Below are 16224 nucleotides of genomic sequence, written 5' to 3'. Positions count from 1 at the left end.
GGGATTAAGCTTTCACGAACGGCGGTCGGCATCCATGATGCAATTGCACTAGGAGATACGTTTTTGTATATTCATCATCACACAAAAAATACATAAGATGGGCACATGGGAAGCCAAACCGATCAGATCGTCGATCATATCGTCCGCGAAATCGAGCAGGGCGGGTTGATGCCCGGCGATGTGCTGGAGGAAAAGGCGCTTGTCACTCAGTTTGGCGTGTCCCGCACGCCGGTGCGCGAGGCGCTGCTGCAGCTCGATGCACTAGGCATCCTCAGGCGCAAGCCGCGCGGCGGGGCGGAGGTGTTCAAGCCCAATCTTGAGGAATTCCTCGCGATCCTCGAAGTTCATGCCAAGCTCGAGGGCCATGCGGCAGGCCTCGCGGCACGCCGCCTCTCGGCGGAGGATGGCAGGACGCTCGAACAGGCCGTGCGTGACTGCGAAAACCATCTCGCGGAACATGGCGACGGCGAGCCGGACCGCTACTATCTCGCCAATCTCAATTTCCACCGTCTCGTCGCGACCTCGTCGCATAATCCGGTGCTGCTGGAGACCATCAAGATCAACGCCCGCAAACTGCTCGCCTATTACCGGGCGCGCTATCGCTACAAGGGATCGATCCCCAAGTCGGCGCTGGAGCATCGCAAGATCGCCGAGCTGATCATGGATCGGGATTCGGCGGCGGCGGAAGAGATGATGGTGGCGCATGTCATGTTCGACAGCGTGACGGCGATGGACCTGATCGCGGTTCTGTCGCGCGCTTAGAGTCTGGCCTTGATCAGCCCCGATACTCGAGAAAATTGACGATCCACTGCGCGAAGAACGTCCCTTCGGCCGGGCTGTCGAGCGTGGCCCGCGCCTTGTCGAGCGTATCGGCATCGAGTTTGCCATCCAGTTCGTCGAGAAGCTCCGCGATGAAGCGGTGGGTCATCTCGGGATGGTATTCCGTGGCGAAGACGTGGTCGCCGATCCGATAGGCGCCGATCGGGCAGAAGGTGTCGCCGCCGAGGATCTCGGCGCCATCAGGGAGTTCCTGCACCTGCTCCTGATGGGCGGCGAACAGGACGAGGTGATCGCGAAAAGGCTCCATCCATGGCGCTTTTTGATCGAAATGGGTGGGCGCGGTGCCCAGGCCCCAGCCCTTATCCGATTTCGTCACCGATCCACCCAACGCGACCGCGATCGCCTGATGGCCGAAGCAGGCGCCGAACATCGGGATGCGCCGCACCTCGATGTCGCGGATCAAGGACATCAGCCGCGCCACCCAGTCTTCCGGCCCGTTCACCGAGGCCGGTGAGCCGGTGATGACATAGCCGTCATAGCTGTCGACGGCATCAGGGAACACGCCGTCCTTGACGCTGACGACATCGAAGCGCCAGTCTGGACGTAGCGGCTGCAGCAGGGTGGTGAATTTCTGCCCGTCATCAGGATGGCGCTTGGCAAAATCCGATGTGTCGGTGCTGGTCAGCAGGATGGCGATGCGTCGAGTCATGGCAAATCCATTGCATGCGGGGCCGGGATTAATGTGTGCATAAGGCACTTGTAAATATACTTAACACGTGTAATTGTTATTTCAAAGGCAAAAAGGAGGGTTTGCGATGACGGTTTTCACGCCAGCCGACGATGGTCACGCCGACCTGTCGAGTCACGATACATTCGTCAACGGAGCGCCCTACAACACGTTCGCCCGCATGCGGCGGGAAGATCCCGTCGCCTGGTGCGACTACGCCGGCGGCAAGGGTTTCTGGGCGCTCACGCGCCACGCCGATATCCTCGAGGCAAACCGCAACAACCAGGTCTTCTCATCCGCACGCGGCATTCGCATGGAAGACCAGACCTATGAGGAATATCTGGCGCGCCGGACCTTCCAGGAAACCGATCCGCCCGATCATACCCGCGTCCGGATTCTGGTGGCCAAGGCCTTTTCCAAGCCGGTCGTGGCGCTGTTCGAAGAGCAGATTCGCAGGATCTGCGACGACATCCTCGATCAGGTTCTGCCGCGCGGCGAGTTCGATGCCGTCAAGATGGTGGCGCGGCAGCTGCCGATGCGGATGCTCGGACAGATCATCGGCACGCCGGACGAAGACCTCGAATGGCTGGTGGAAAAGGGCGACGCGCTGATCGCCAATACCGATTCCGATTTCACCGATCTCGTGCTCGACAAGGCCGATACCGACGCTTACCGGCTGATGCCATTCCGCTCACCGGCCGGCGCGGAACTCTTCGACTATGCCAAGCGGCTGATGCACGACAAGCGCAAGAAGGGTGATACATCAGGCGTTCTCAACCTCATCCTGCAGCCCGACAAGGAGGGCAATGTGATCAGCGAGGAGGAGTTCCGCAACTTCTTCTGCCTGCTCGTCGCCGCCGGTAACGACACGACTCGTTACTCGATCTCCGCCGGGCTGCATGCGCTCGCCAGCCATCCGCACCTCCTCAAGGAATTGCAGACGGGTGACGACAGCCTCTGGGAGACCATGCCCGACGAGGTGATCCGCTGGGCGTCGCCGACGCTCTATTTCCGGCGGACCGCCACCCAGGATATCGAGCTGCACGGCAAGACGATCCGTGAGGGTGACAAGGTGCTGCTCTGGTTTGCGTCGGGAAATCGCGATGAAGAAGCCTTCGACCGTCCCTACGAGGTGGACTTCCGGCGCTCGCCCAATCGCCACATGGCGTTCGGCCAGGGCGGCGCGCATGTCTGTCTCGGCATGTGGCTGGCGCGGCTCGAAGTGCGCTGCCTGTTCCAGGAATTTGCCAAGCGCGTGAAGAGCATGCGCCAGACCGAGCCGCATCAATTCCTTCGGTCCAATTTCATCGGTGGCATCAAGTCGATGCCCGTGGCCGTCGAACTCAACTGAAAACAAAAAGGGAACATGCCATGACACAGGATCGGTTGAGAGTCTTGTTCTGCGATCACCTCAATCTGGCGCGCGGCAAGTTCCTGCCGCCTTCGAAGATCGGCGACGGCGCTACCCGCATCTGTCAGTCCACTTTCGGGGTGACTTATGACAAGGACCTGATCCCGGCACCGGGATCGAAGGTTCTCGAAAATCTGCCCGACATCGAGATCCGCTATCGCGGCGAAGACATCCGTGCTGACTGGCTGCCCGGCACGCGAGTCGTGGTTGGTGATCTCTGGGAGGAAGGTAGTCCGTTCGGGGCCTGCGGCCGCCATGCTCTCAAGCGGGCGATCAAGGACTGGCAGGAGCTTGGCTTCGAGCCGATGATCGGGCTGGAGCTAGAGGCCTTCGCATTCCAGCAGAATGCCGATGGCAGCCTCGTGCCCTATGACACGCCCAAGGCCTATGTCTATTCGACCGGCCCCTTCGCCGATCCGCGCGGTTTCACGCAGGCGATCTGGGAGCGGGCAACGGCGCGCGGCTTCAATATCGACTCCATGACCTCGGAATTCGACACGCCGCAATTCGAGTTCACGCTGACATATGACAAGGCGCTCAAGGCGGTCGATGACAATTTCCTGTTCCGCCAGCTGGCGCGCGAGACGGCACTCGAATTCGGCATCGTGCTGACCTTCATGCCGAAGCCGATCCTCGCCAAGGGCGGTAGCGGCCTGCATGTCAATTTCTCGTTCAAGGACAAGCAGGGCAACAATGCGGTCGGCGAGCCCGATCGCCTGAGCCCGGTCGCGGAGGGCGCGATCGCCGGCCTGATGCATCACCATCGCTCGATGTCGGCGCTGGCGGCACCCACCATCAATTCCTATCAGCGGCTCCGTCCGTCGTCGCTTTCGGGCTATTGGCGGAACTGGGGCGGAGACCATCGCGGCGTGACGACGCGCATCTCGGCCGAGCGCGGCCCCAAGGCGCGGCTCGAACACCGCATGGGCGATGGCGCTTCCAATCCCTATACGCTGGTGGCCACGACGTTGCAGGCCGCCCGGTTGGGCTATGTGAACAAATACCCGCTGCCGCCGCGCGAAACCGCCGACTGCATGACGGCGCATGACGCCGTGGACGGCGTGCCGGACACGCTTGGCGAAGCGCTCGACGAGCTGGAGACGGATGGCGTGCTGATGGATGCCGTCGGCCGCCTGCTCTGCGAGAACCACATCTTCATCAAGCGCGACGAGATCGAGAAGGTTGGCAAGCTCGAAGACGATGATGCCCGCCGCGATTTCTACATCCATTACGTCTAAGGATTTTGCCATGGCTCAGATCACCTGGATCCTGAAAAACGGTCAGCGGATTTCCGCCGAAATTAAGGACGGCACCAACCTGATGACGGCGGCCGTCTTCAACAATGTCCCCGGCGTCGTCGGCGAATGCGGAGGATGTCTCTCCTGCGCCACCTGCCACGTCGTCGTCGAGGACGAATGGCGTGACGCGGTCGGTGCCGCCGAGGGCAGCGAAGACGACATGCTCGAGATCACCGAAGCCGGCAAGATGGATGGCAGTCGTTTGTCATGCCAGATCATTGCCAACCCATCTCTCGACGGCCTGGTCGTGCGCGTGGCGTGACCCGAAGCGGCTTCGCCGTCCGGCGGATCAATCAGCTCTCGAAATCGCCGAACACGTCCTGCAGCCGGGTCAGCAGTTGCACGCGCTCGTCGACCTCGTTGCCCATGAGCACGATGATGTTCGATAGCATGAGATCCATGACCGCGGTCATCGTCGCTGCGCCATCCCACAGCGGGCCGTGCGAGCCCGGGACGACGAGGGCGATGTCGGAGGCTTCTTCGGCCCAGGGGCAGAATTCGTCGGTGAGCAGGATGACCTTGACGCCGGCGCGGCGCGCTTCTTCAGCCAGTGGGCGAGCCTTGGCGGCGAAGCGGCGGACGTCGTGCAGGAAGAGGACGCGGCCTTCGACCGAGCCGTCGAGCAGTTCGGCATAGGTGCCGTTCAAGCCATCCATGAACTGGACGCGCGACCTCGTGTAGGAAAGCTGAGACGCGAAATATTGGGCGATGCCGCGGACATTCTGGTAGGCGGCGACATAGATCTCGCTGGCGGAAATCAGAGCTTCGATCGTTTTCTGCCATTCGGGCGAGGTCGTCAGCTCATAGATGCGGCCGAGGTTTTCGACCTGCTGCTGCAGGAGGCCGGCGAGGAACTTGCCGTCTCGGAGGTCCTGCTGGAACCGGTCCATCGATCCCTTGACCTGCCAGGCAGGATTGGAACGGTTACCGCGGCGGAGTGCCGCCTTCATCTCGTCGAGGCCATCGAAGCCGAGGCGGCGGAGATAACGCCCGACCGTCATCTGGGAGATTTCCAGCCGCGCTGCGATGGACTTGGCGGTCTCGAAGGGAAGCTCGGCGAGGTTGCGTTCGAAATAATTGGCGATCAGCTTGTCGGATTTCGACTTGCGCATATCCGCGTCTTGCAGGCGCTTGTGAAGTTCCTTCGACAATCTGGTTCTCCGGGAAACTCTCCGCCCGGTGGCGCGGGCAGAGAGGCCATGATTTTGCTTACTGTGCGGTCTTGACCTTGGTCCAAGCGCGGTCGACCTGACGGAGGCCGGCGCCGATATCCTCGAATATCTGCAGCCGCTTCATCGTGTCGTCCGTCGGATTGATTTCCTTGCTATTCTTGATGTTATCGGGCGTCAATTGGCGTCCCGGCACATTGGCTGTGCCATTGGTCTGCTGCGAGACATTGAGCGCTGCGATTTCCGGCTTGGTGTAGAATTGCATGAACTTGATCGCATTCTCCTTGTTCGGCGCGGTCTTCAGAACGCACATGTCCTCCTGATACATGGTGGCGCCTTCCTCGGGGATCACATAGCCGAGATCCTTGGGGTTGCCGAATACATCGACCATCGCACCAACGAAGAAGTGGGCTGCGGCAACATCCCCGGATTGCACCATCGGCCGCGAATCATAGGTGAACGCCGCGACATAGGGTTTCATGGCGATGACGGTATCGGCCGCCTGCTGCAATTCGGCCGGATCGGTGGAATTGACCTTGTGGCCGTTGAGCATCAGGCCGACGCCCAGCACTTCGCGCATGTCGTCGAGCAGGGTGAATTTCAGATTCTTCGCCTTGACCGTCTCGATCAGGTCCTTCCAGCCTGTGATGTCCTTGCCGAGCACCTTGCGGTTATAGAGAATGCCGACCGTGCCGAAGGCGTAGGGCAGGCAATATTCGCCATTAGGGTCGCTTTTCGCGCGCAGGAATGTCGGGTCGATATTCCTGAAGCCTTCATAGGTGTTGATATCGGTCTTCTCGAGCAGCTCGAGCTTGGCCATGATGTCCTGCATATGCACCGACGGGAAGACGATATCGTATCCCGTCGCGCCGCCCTGGATCTTGGCCAGCATCTCCTCGTTGGAGGAGTAGGTCGAGAGGTTGACCTTGATCTTGGTCTCTTCCTCGAATTTCTTGAGCACCGCGGGATTGATGTATTCGCCCCAGTTATAAATGTTGAGTTCCTGGGCGACCACGCTGCCGGCGGGCAGGATCAGTGCGCTGATCGCAAGAATGCGGAGGCGCCTGATGGCGCCTTGAAAAATCGTCATGTCGGTTCCCCTTGTCGGAATTTTCGTCCCGTCGGGTCCTCGCCATCCAGCGTCTTGGAACACTGAAACAGCGTGCCGTCCGGGCGTTGACTTGTACGAAAAAATGATATCAACATATCCAAATCGCGCAAGAGTTAATTTAATAACATTTTTGGGGAACGACTTATGCGAGATGCGATCGTGCGGCTGGTCTCGGCCGCCAAAGCTTTTTCGACGCCCGAAGGACGGCAGGTTACAGCGCTTGACGGCGTCGACCTCGATATCGGCCGCAATGAATTCATCACGCTGCTTGGGCCTTCAGGATGCGGTAAAACCACGCTTCTGCAGGCGATCAGCGGCTTTGTCGATCTCGACGCCGGCAGAATCGAGATCGACGGCGAGGACATGACTGACCGGCCGCCCTATCGCCGCCCGGTCAATACGGTGTTCCAGAACTACGCGCTGTTTCCGCATCTCACGGTGGGCGAGAACGCGGCCTATGCGCTGGATGTGGCCGGCGTCGCAAAGGCCGAACGGACCGAGCGAGTGCGCGCGGTTCTCCAAATGGTGGGTCTCGACGGTATGGAGGGACGACTGCCGCGACAACTCTCCGGCGGCCAACAGCAGCGCGTGGCGCTCGCCCGCGCCATCGTCGCGCGGCCGAAAGTGCTATTGCTCGACGAGCCGTTGTCGGCGCTCGACAAGAATCTGCGCGAGGCGATGCAGCTCGAACTCAAAACGCTGCAGCACGAACTCGGCATCACCTTCATCTTTGTGACACATGACCAGCAGGAAGCGCTGACTATGTCGGACCGCGTCGCGGTGTTGGCCGATGGACGTATCCAGCAACTCGACGCGCCGCGTCATGTCTATGACAAGCCGGTCAGCACCTTCGTCGCGAGCTTCATCGGGGCTAGCAATCTTTTCGAGGGACAGGTGGATGGACAGGATTTCAGAACCGCCGAGGGCGTGACCATACGGCACTGGCCCGCTACCGCAGGCGCCGCAACCGGGGCCACGGCATTGATCCGGCCCGAGCAGTTCTCCCTGGCGTCACCTACCGACGATGCGCCGTCGCTCGATGTTACCGTCGAGCAGGTGGTCTTCGTTGGCTCAGCCTTTGAGCTTTTCGGTCGCACAACAGGCGGGCGCAGGCTGATGGCGCAGGTGCCGGCGTCGCAAAGCAATGCTGTCGGCGCCATCGAAACCGGCCAGTCGGCGCGCTGGTATTACGATCCCGCGACCGTCCACATCATCACTGAGAGGAAGGCTGCCTGATGGGTATCGCCAGCCAAAGGCGTCTGCAGCTCGGAATCCTGCTCGGCCCGGTTTCGCTGTTCCTTCTCGTCTTCTTCGCCGTGCCGCTCGGCATCATGGTGGTCACCAGCTTCCTGGCGCCAGGCCTCTATGGCGGCGTCGAATGGACCTGGTATCCGCACAATTACGGCCGCATCCTCGGTTTCGCCGATCCGGCCTTCGAGGAATTCGATCCGGTCTATATCGCGATCTTCCTGCGTTCGGTGAAGATCGCGGTCCTGACGGTGATCTGCACGCTGCTGGTCTGCTACCCCGCGGCTTTCCATATCAGCCGGTTGCCCGAGAAATGGAAAAATTTCTGCCTGTTCCTGATCACACTGCCCTTCTTCTCGAGCCTGATCGTGCGCCTCTTCGTCTGGGTGATGATCCTGCGTCCCACCGGCCTGGTCAACGAGACGCTGATGTCGGCTGGTGCGATCTCGCGGCCGCTGGAGATGATCTATACAGACGGCGCAATCATCCTCGGCATGGTCTATGTCTTCATCCCCTTCATGTTCATGCCTGTTTATGCCAGCATCGAGAAGCTCGATTGGCGGCTGGTGCAGGCCTCGCTCGATCTCGGCGCCGGCCCGATTCGCACGTTCTCTCGCATCGTGCTGCCGTTGACGACGCCAGGCATTGTCGGCGGTTCGATTATCGTCTTCATTCCTGCACTCGGAAACTTCGTCGTGCCAGCCGTGCTCGGGGGCGCCAAGGTGATGATGCTCGGCAATCTCATCGAGGCGCAGTTTCTGTCGGCGCGAAACTGGCCCTTCGGCTCGGCGCTGGCCATGATGGTCATGGCTGTCATGCTGGTACTGCTCTTCGCCCATGTCATCCTTTCCGGCCGGCGAAATGCCACCGCGGCGCTTGCGCGATAGGGGGGTGGGGATGAAATTTTCACGTGGCCTCTTCAAGGCGGGTCTCAACCTTTACACAATGCTGTTTTTTGCCTTCATCTACATTCCGCTGGCACTGATCGCGCTCTATTCCTTCAATGCCAATCCGGTGAACATGATGGTGTGGAGCGGGTTCACGACGGAGTGGTATGCGCAGGTGCTGGGCCTTAAGACGACTGTGTCGGAGAGTGCGCTCTATATAGAATCCACCGACCAGCTCATCGCCGCAGTCCTCAACAGCCTGAAGATCGCGCTTTTCACCACGGTCATTTCGACGGTGCTCGGCACCGCGATCGCGCTGGCGCTGCATCGCTACAATTTCCTCGGCAAGCGCTTCTACCAAGTGGTGATGTTCATGCCGATGCTGATGCCTGACATCGTGCTCGGCATAGCGCTCTTGATCTTCTTCGTCAGTGCCGGGATCAGGCTTGGCGTCACGACCATCGTGATCGGCCAGTGTACCTTCCTGATCTCCTATGTCTTCATCGTGGTCGCGGCCCGGCTCTCTGGCATGGACAGGACGCTTGAAAATGCCTCGGCCGACCTCGGCGCCAATGAGTGGGTCACCTTGCGTAGGGTGGTACTGCCGCAGCTCATGCCGGGGATTCTCGGCGGCGCGTTGCTCGCCTTCATCATCTCGATGGATGATCTCGTCATCACCTATTTCATCGCCGGCGTCGATGTGACCACGCTGCCGATGTTCATCTTCGCCATGCTCCGGCGCGGTATCAAACCGGAGATCAACGCGATCGCGGTGATGATGCTGACCTTCTCCTTCCTCGTGGCCTCGCTCGGCCTCTACCTTCGATCCCGGCAGAAATGACATGACAATCAATATCACGACCAAGCCGCGCGGCCGCGACCTTGGACTACCCTTTGCCGGCCGCACGGGCACACACAATGCGATCACCGACGTGTCGGGGGTCGGCGTCGGCTTCCGCACCATCATTGAGGATGTACCCCGATCGGGACGGAAGCGGCCCGTGCGGACGGGCGTCACCGCGATCCTGCCGCACATGCATTCAGAGACGCCGATCCCCGTCTATGCCGGCACGCATCGTTTCAACGGCAATGGCGAGATGACCGGCACCCACTGGATCGAGGATGGCGGCTATTTTCTCGGGCCGGTCGTCATCACCAACACGCACGGCGTCGGCATGGCACATCACGCGACCGTCAAATGGATGATCGACCGCTATGCCTCAACCTACCAGACAGACGATTTTCTCTGGATCATGCCTGTCATCGCCGAGACCTATGACGGCGTGCTTAACGACATCAATGGTCTGCACCTTACCGAAGCAGATGTCCGTGCTGCGCTCGACAGTGTCGCGACCGGTCCGGTCGAGGAGGGCAACTGCGGCGGCGGCACGGGCATGATCGCCTATGGTTTCAAGGGCGGCACCGGGACCTCGTCTCGTACAATCGAATTCGACGACCGGCCCTATACGGTCGGGGTCCTGGTGCAGGCAAACCACGGCCAGCGCGACTGGCTGACCATAGCGGGCGTGCCCGTCGGCAAGCATATGCAGGATGGCACGCCGCAGAGTCAGATGCTCGAGCGTGGCTCGATCATCGTCGTCATCGCCACAGACCTGCCGATGATGCCGCACCAGCTGAAGCGGCTCGCGCGCCGGGCCACGATCGGCATCGGCCGCAACGGCACGCCGGGCGGCAACAACTCGGGCGACATCTTCCTGGCCTTTTCCACCGCCAATGCACATCCGATGCTGTACGGGTCCGGTGGTCATCTCGCTGTCGAGATGGTCAATGACGAGTTGCTGGATCCGGTCTATCTCGCGACGGTCGACTGTGTCGAGGAGGCAGTGGTGAACGCGATGCTGGCGGCCGAGGACATGGGCGGCACGGCTTATGACCGCTTCAAGATCAGCGCGATCGAGCACGACCGGCTGGCGGCATTGCTGCGAGAGTTGCGTCCGAGCTAGAGGACGCGCTCCCCGCCTTCGGGTAGTCTTGCCGCCATTCGCTCGGCGGACGGTCGACATGGTGCTTGAAGAAGCGCGAGAAATAGGCCGCGTCCTTGAGGCCGATTTCGTAGGCGATGTCTTCGACCGAGCGCACCGTGAACAGCAGCAGCCGCTTCGCTTCCAGCAGCCGGCGCTCGTTGATGAATTCCTTGACAGAAAGTCCAAAGGCCTCCCGGCAGGCCTTGGCCAGCAGATGCGGCGTCGTGCCAAGCGTATCGACATAGGCTTGGATCGCCCAATTCTCCCGGAAATGCCGGTCGACGAGACGTCTCAGCTCGGTTGAGAGTGCCAGTCGCCCCGACCGGGAAACCGAGGGGCGCTCATGGGCGAGGCGGGCGATGTCGGTGAGCGTCGCCGCGGCCAGAGAGGCCAGCATCTTTTCCATACCCGGCCGGCCTTCGCGATATTCGTCCGCCATACGGTTCATGATATCGGAAATCCGAAACCAGAGGGGGTTATCCGGAGCCTCGGTGACGATGACCGGCAGATCGAGCGGCAGCAGGGAGAGGGTTTGAATGGGGGGAAGAGCGCTATCGGCGATCGACACCACGATGGCGTCGGTCTTTGCCGGTTCGACCTCGAAACCGTGAACGACACCGCTCGGCACGAAGCTGATCGCCGGCGAGGAAAAATCCAAGACGGACTCCTCCAGAAAGTAGCGCCCGCGCCCTTTCGTCCAGAAGGTGACCTGGGCCATCCGGTCGTGCTTATGCGCCCAGACATGGCCCAGATGCACATTCTTGCGCTCCATGACAGTCTCGACATGGATGAAGCCGACGTCGAGCGGTCTGTCCGGTTCGCCATAGACGAAGAAGCTTGGAATGGTATCCGGCATCAGAAGCCCGAAAAAGTGCAAGTCATTTTACCATTCTGTCCATGGCGAAGAGGCTGCGCAAGGACTATTCCTGACGACAGCAAATGGAGGAGTTGATGACGGTCCACGACCAACACACTTTCGCCCGCCCCGAGGATGTGCGCGCCGACAAGACGCGGCCTTTCACCGGCGCCGAATATCTCGCCTCGCTGCGCGATGGCCGCGAGGTCTATATCAATGGCGAGCGCGTCACCGACGTCACCGCTCATCCTTCAATGCGCAACTCCGTCCGTTCGCTCGCGCGGATGTATGACGCGCTGCATGCCGAGAAGACCAAGGAGCGCCTGACTTCGCCGACCGATACCGGCAACGGCGGCTACACCCACAAATATTTCCGCGTCGCCAAATCCTCCGCCGAACTGGTCGCCCAGCAGGGCGCGATCGCCGACTGGGCGCGGATGTCCTATGGCTGGATGGGCCGCACCGCCGACTACAAGGCCGCGTTGATGAACACGCTCGGCGCCAATGCCGACTGGTACGGGCAATTCAAGGACAATGCGCTGGCCTGGCACAAGCGCTCGCAGGAATCCGTGCTGTTCATGAATCATGCGATCGTCAATCCGCCTATCGATCGCCATAAGCCGGCAGACCAGGTCAAGGATGTCTTCGTCCATATCACCAAGGAAACCGATGCCGGCATCTATGTCTCGGGCGCCAAGGTGGTGGCGACCTCGTCGGCGCTGACGCATTACAATTTCCTCGCCCAGAGCTCGGCGACCGTCACAGAAGATCCGTCGCTCTCGGTCATGTTCATCGTGCCGATGAATGCGCCCGGCATCAAGATGTTCTGCCGCGTCTCCTACGAGCAGACGGCCAACACGGTCGGCACGCCCTTCGACTATCCGCTGTCGTCGCGCTTTGACGAGAACGATGCGATCCTGGTGCTCGACAATGTCTTCATCCCCTGGGAGGACGTGCTGGTCCTACGGGATGCCCCGAAGATCCTGTCCTTCCATCCGGCCTCTGGTTTCATGCATGGCTATTGCTTCCAGGGTTGCACCCGCTTCGCGGTGAAGCTCGATTTCCTTGCCGGCCTGCTGGCCAAAGCACTGCGCGCCACCGGTGGTGACGCCTTCCGTGGCAACCAGGCAGCACTCGGCGAAGTGATCGCGCTTCGGCACATGTTCTGGAGCTTCTCCAATGCCATGGCCTACAATCCGCAGCCCTGGGCCAGTGGCGCGGTGTTGCCCAACCTGGAGGCCGCGCTCTCTTATCGCACCTTTATGTCGGAGGCATATCCGCGGGTGATCGACACCGTGCGCCGGGTCATCGCCTCGGGCCTCATCTATCTGCCGTCCTCTGTCAAGGACTTCAACAATCCCGAGATCGACCGCTATCTTGCCCAATATGTCCGCGGCTCCAACGACATGGGCCATGTCGAGCGCATCAAGATCATGAAGCTGCTCTGGGACGCCACGGGCACCGAATTCGGTGGTCGGCATGCACTCTATGAGCTCAACTATGCCGGCGCGCCCGAGGAGGTGCGGCTACAGGTGCTCAAGGGCGCCGAACGTGGCGGCAGGCTCCGCGAAATGGAAGCGTTGGTCGACCAATGCATGAGCGATTATGACGAAAACGGCTGGACCGGCGAGACCTGGCTGCCGCCCCTGAACGGTTGAGGAGGCGATTATGGAGGAGGCCATATCCAAGACCGAGTTCCGCAATGCCATGGCACGTGTCTGCGCCCCGGTGAATGTCATCACGACCAATGGCCCGGCAGGAAAAGGCGGCTTCACCGCCACGGCGATGTGCAGCGTCACGGATGAGCCGCCGACGCTGCTGGTCTGCATGAACGGCCGCTCTGCGCAATGCGGCCTTTTCCTCGAAAACAGACGCTTCTGCGTCAACGTGTTGGCCGACGATCATCAGGAACTGGCCGGCTATTTCGCCGGCAAGCAATCCGACATGTCGGCGCGATATGCGGCGGCCAAATGGCTCGACATGCCGTCGGGCAGTCAGGCGCTGGCCGATGCGATGGTTTCCTTCGATTGCCGGCTCGCCGAGGCACGGCTGGTGGGGACGCATCACGTCTTCATCGGTCAGGTGTTGGGCATCCGATCGCGTGTCGACGGCAATGCGCTCGTCTATTTCGACCGCAACTACATAAACGTGCCGAGCCAGGTCGGTAGCTTTGGAGGGTAAGAGCCCCTCCACCTCCAGCCCTGTCATTCTCATGTTAATTAAGCGACACTTTGCGAGGCGGCCGTTCGAGGCGGGGGATGTATGCGTTACAGGGACAAAACCGCAGTGATCACTGGTGGCGGCACCGGCATCGGCGCAGCAGTTGCGCGTCGGTTGGCGAGTGAGGGTGCCAACCTTGTGCTGGTCGGTCGGCGGCGTGAACCGCTGGAGGTCATCGCTGGCGAAACAGGCGCGGCGATCGTTCAGGCCGACGCCGCTGACGGCGCTGTCATGGGCAAGGCGACGGCAGGCATCATAGAGCGCTTTGGCGGGATCGACGTACTGGTCGCCAATGCCGGTGGACACGGGGCAGGCGCGACCACCGAGATGTCAGATGAGACTTGGGCGCTCGCCACGCGTCTTAATCTCGATACGGCATTCGTCAGCGCGCGTGCCTGCCTGCCGTCGCTCATCGAACGCAAGGGCGCGATTGTTGTCGTATCCTCGATCGCCGGGCTCTTCGCTGCGCCCGAGGCCATCGGCTATATCACGATGAAGCACGCGTTGATCGGCCTGGCCAAGTCGCTCGCCCGTGACTATGGTCGCAAGGGTGTCAGGACCAATACGGTCTGCCCGGGCTGGGTACGGACGCCGATGGCGGACGACGAAATGCAGATGATTATCGAGATGCATGGCCTCAAATCGCTCGATGAGGCCTATGTGCTGGTCACCAAGGACGTGCCGCTCGGGCGTGCGGCGTTGCCCGAGGAAGTGGCCAATGCCATCGCCTTCCTCGCATCGGCCGAGGCATCGATGATCAACGGCGCGGTGCTGGCGATCGATGGCGGTGCCGGCACGGTGGATCTACCGACGCTGGCTTTTCAGAGCTGAATCCAGGCCGTTTTCAGATCGACGTATTTGTCCAGGGCATGCAGCGACTTGTCGTGGCCGTTGCCGGATTGCTTGACACCGCCGAGCGGCACGGTGTTGTCGGCGCCGCCATAGGTGTTGACGTGGACAACCCCGGCCTTGATGTCGCGCACCATGCGGTGGGCACGCGAGAGGTTGGCGGTCCAGACGGCGGAGGCGAGGCCGTACTCCGTCGCGTTTGCGATGCGGAGCGCGTCATCCTCGGTGTTGAAGGGGATGACTGAGAGGATTGGGCCGAACGCCTCTTCCTTCGCCAGCGTCATGTCGGGCGTGACGTCGAAGACTGTCGGCTGCATATAGAAGCCGCCGGTTTCCTGTAGGATGCGCTCGCCGCCCGTCCGGAGCGTAGCGCCCTCCGCGAGCGCCTGTTCGGCGAAGCCGAGATCTTTCTTGAGCTGAATCTCGCTGGAGATCGCGCCGGCTTCGGTGGTGAGTTGGAGCGGATCGCCGAGTTTCATTCCGGCGGCGATCTTGGCGACTTTCTCGGAGAATTCCTCATGGATCGATCGCTCGACGAGCAGGCGCGAGCCGGCGATGCAGACCTGGCCGGAATTGCGGAAGATGCCATAGGCCGAAACTTTTGCCGCCTGGTCGATGCTGGGCGCATCGGCGAAGACCACGTTGGGCGACTTGCCGCCGAGTTCGAGATAGACGCGCTTGAGATTGGAGCGGGCGGAATATTCGAGCAGGCGCCGCCCAACCGGGCCGGAGCCAGTAAACGCGAGGACGTCGATGTCCATATGCAGGCCGAGCGCCTCGCCGGAGACGGCGCCGCGGCCGGTGACGACATTGAACACGCCTTCGGGCAGGCCGGCCTCGGCACAGAGTTCGGCGAGCCTTAGCAGGGTCAGCGACGCGCCCTCGGCGGGCTTCAGAACCACCGAATTGCCTGCCGCAAGTGCTGGCGCGACCTTCCAGGCTCCGATCATCATCGGGAAATTCCACGGCACGATCGCGGCGACTACGCCGATCGGCGCGCGGTGGATAAGGCCGAGCACATTTTCGGCCGTCGGCGCGATCTCGCCATAGACCTTATCGATGGCCTCGGCGTAATAGCGGAAGGTGCCGGCCGCGCTGCCGGGTTCTGCCTTCAGCGCCATCGAGATTTCGGTGCCGTTGTCGCGCACGCCGAGGACTGCAAGTTCCAGTGCGTGCTTGTCGATCAGGTCGGCGATCCTGAGCAGGATCTTCTTGCGCTCGGCCGGCGCGGCTTTCGACCACGCGCCCTTCTCGAAGGCGGCGCGTGCGGCCGCGACGGCGAGGTCGACGTCATCGGCACCCGCATCGGCGATCGTGGTCAGGACAGTGCCGTCGATCGGCGAGATGACTTCCATCGTCGCGCCATTCCTGGAGGCCTGCCATGCGCCGCCGATGAACAGCGATTGCGCCGGGATCGGCAGCGTACGGAGGTGATCGATCTTGTCCTGCATGTCTTGTCCTCGAAGGGAGATGACGGTGAAAGCCACCCGTTATGGCGTCACGAATAAATCAGTCTTGAAGGCGGATCGCCATCGTTGTTTCCAGTTCCGAAATCGTTCGTATGAGGTTCAATATTTGAACCGTCGCTTTAAATATAGACTTGCAAAACGCTTTGCTTCCTGTCAAGTTAATTCGCATGTTAAGTATCTCGGCGAACGCCAATGCGCGGACACGAGGGCGAGG

16 protein-coding genes are annotated in these 16224 nt (G+C 61.1%); 11 read left to right on the top strand and 5 right to left on the bottom strand.

What is annotated here, in order from left to right; genetic code table 11:
• Positions 1–105 precede the first annotated feature (105 nt).
• On the top strand, positions 106–762 hold the full coding sequence (locus tag IHQ71_RS23170) for a GntR family transcriptional regulator (RefSeq protein ID WP_258158769.1): 657 nt from the start codon (positions 106–108) through the stop codon (positions 760–762).
• Positions 763–775: 13 nt separating this feature from the next.
• Here the strand turns inward: IHQ71_RS23170 and IHQ71_RS23165 are convergent, their stop codons facing one another.
• Complete coding sequence (locus IHQ71_RS23165) at positions 776–1489, bottom strand: type 1 glutamine amidotransferase (RefSeq protein WP_258158768.1); 714 nt, start codon at positions 1487–1489, stop codon at positions 776–778.
• A gap of 106 nt (positions 1490–1595) precedes the next feature.
• Between IHQ71_RS23165 and IHQ71_RS23160 the strand changes: the two genes are divergently transcribed.
• Genes IHQ71_RS23160 through IHQ71_RS23150 form a run of 3 tightly spaced genes read left to right on the top strand, consistent with a single transcriptional unit; the run spans position 1596 to position 4478 of the window.
• Complete coding sequence (locus IHQ71_RS23160) at positions 1596–2858, top strand: cytochrome P450 (RefSeq protein ID WP_258158767.1); 1263 nt, start codon at positions 1596–1598, stop codon at positions 2856–2858.
• A gap of 20 nt (positions 2859–2878) precedes the next feature.
• Entirely contained in the window at positions 2879–4156 is a 1278-nt protein-coding gene (locus tag IHQ71_RS23155) for a glutamine synthetase family protein (RefSeq protein WP_258158766.1), read from the top strand.
• Positions 4157–4166: 10 nt separating this feature from the next.
• A complete protein-coding gene (locus IHQ71_RS23150) occupies positions 4167–4478 on the top strand; it encodes a 2Fe-2S iron-sulfur cluster-binding protein (RefSeq protein ID WP_258158765.1) in 312 nt (103 codons plus the stop codon).
• A 31-nt stretch (positions 4479–4509) separates the two neighbouring features.
• Here IHQ71_RS23150 and IHQ71_RS23145 read toward each other — a convergent pair whose 3' ends face one another.
• Both IHQ71_RS23145 and IHQ71_RS23140 read right to left on the bottom strand, forming a co-directional pair.
• Positions 4510–5367, bottom strand: coding sequence for a MurR/RpiR family transcriptional regulator (locus tag IHQ71_RS23145; RefSeq protein ID WP_258158764.1), 858 nt, complete (start codon positions 5365–5367; stop codon positions 4510–4512).
• Positions 5368–5425: 58 nt separating this feature from the next.
• Positions 5426–6475, bottom strand: a complete 1050-nt coding sequence (locus tag IHQ71_RS23140) for a spermidine/putrescine ABC transporter substrate-binding protein (protein ID WP_258158763.1) — start codon at positions 6473–6475, stop codon at positions 5426–5428.
• A 165-nt stretch (positions 6476–6640) separates the two neighbouring features.
• On the opposite strand from IHQ71_RS23140, the gene IHQ71_RS23135 reads away from it, so the two are divergent.
• The 4 genes from IHQ71_RS23135 to IHQ71_RS23120 are packed head-to-tail and all read left to right on the top strand — an operon-like array spanning position 6641 to position 10595.
• A complete protein-coding gene (locus IHQ71_RS23135) occupies positions 6641–7732 on the top strand; it encodes an ABC transporter ATP-binding protein (RefSeq protein WP_258158762.1) in 1092 nt (363 codons plus the stop codon).
• Complete coding sequence (locus tag IHQ71_RS23130; protein WP_258158761.1) at positions 7732–8631, top strand: ABC transporter permease; 900 nt, start codon at positions 7732–7734, stop codon at positions 8629–8631. Before IHQ71_RS23135 ends, IHQ71_RS23130 begins: the two co-directional genes overlap by 1 nt.
• Before the next feature lie 10 nt (positions 8632–8641).
• Positions 8642–9472 carry an ABC transporter permease gene (locus IHQ71_RS23125; RefSeq protein ID WP_258158760.1) on the top strand — a complete coding sequence of 277 codons (831 nt, stop codon included), beginning with the start codon at positions 8642–8644 and terminating at the stop codon, positions 9470–9472.
• Between the two features lies 1 nt (position 9473).
• The gene (locus IHQ71_RS23120; RefSeq protein WP_258158759.1) at positions 9474–10595 is read left to right on the top strand and encodes a P1 family peptidase; all 1122 of its coding nucleotides are present in this window, start codon (positions 9474–9476) and stop codon (positions 10593–10595) included.
• Here IHQ71_RS23120 and IHQ71_RS23115 read toward each other — a convergent pair.
• Entirely contained in the window at positions 10537–11472 is a 936-nt protein-coding gene (locus tag IHQ71_RS23115) for an AraC family transcriptional regulator (RefSeq protein ID WP_258158758.1), read from the bottom strand. The genes IHQ71_RS23120 and IHQ71_RS23115 overlap by 59 nt on opposite strands.
• Positions 11473–11567: 95 nt before the next feature.
• Between IHQ71_RS23115 and IHQ71_RS23110 the strand changes: the two genes are divergently transcribed.
• The 3 genes from IHQ71_RS23110 (at position 11568) to IHQ71_RS23100 (ending at position 14523) form a co-directional block, all read left to right on the top strand.
• On the top strand, positions 11568–13130 hold the full coding sequence (locus IHQ71_RS23110) for a 4-hydroxyphenylacetate 3-hydroxylase family protein (RefSeq protein ID WP_258158757.1): 1563 nt from the start codon (positions 11568–11570) through the stop codon (positions 13128–13130).
• Positions 13131–13140: 10 nt separating this feature from the next.
• A complete protein-coding gene (locus IHQ71_RS23105) occupies positions 13141–13653 on the top strand; it encodes a flavin reductase (RefSeq protein ID WP_258158756.1) in 513 nt (170 codons plus the stop codon).
• An 81-nt stretch (positions 13654–13734) separates the two neighbouring features.
• Positions 13735–14523 (top strand): SDR family NAD(P)-dependent oxidoreductase, encoded by a 789-nt coding sequence (locus IHQ71_RS23100; protein ID WP_258158755.1) that lies wholly within the window; start codon positions 13735–13737, stop codon positions 14521–14523.
• Here the strand turns inward: IHQ71_RS23100 and IHQ71_RS23095 are convergent.
• The gene (locus IHQ71_RS23095; RefSeq protein WP_258158754.1) at positions 14514–15992 is read right to left on the bottom strand and encodes an aldehyde dehydrogenase; all 1479 of its coding nucleotides are present in this window, start codon (positions 15990–15992) and stop codon (positions 14514–14516) included. The genes IHQ71_RS23100 and IHQ71_RS23095 overlap by 10 nt on opposite strands.
• Between the last annotated feature and the right edge of the window lie 232 nt (positions 15993–16224).

This window comes from Rhizobium sp. TH2 (assembly GCF_024707525.1).
Taxonomy (GTDB): domain Bacteria; phylum Pseudomonadota; class Alphaproteobacteria; order Rhizobiales; family Rhizobiaceae; genus Rhizobium_E.
The sequence above is the reverse complement of the archived record's forward strand: the minus strand, read 5'-3'. Positions and strand labels throughout refer to the sequence as shown.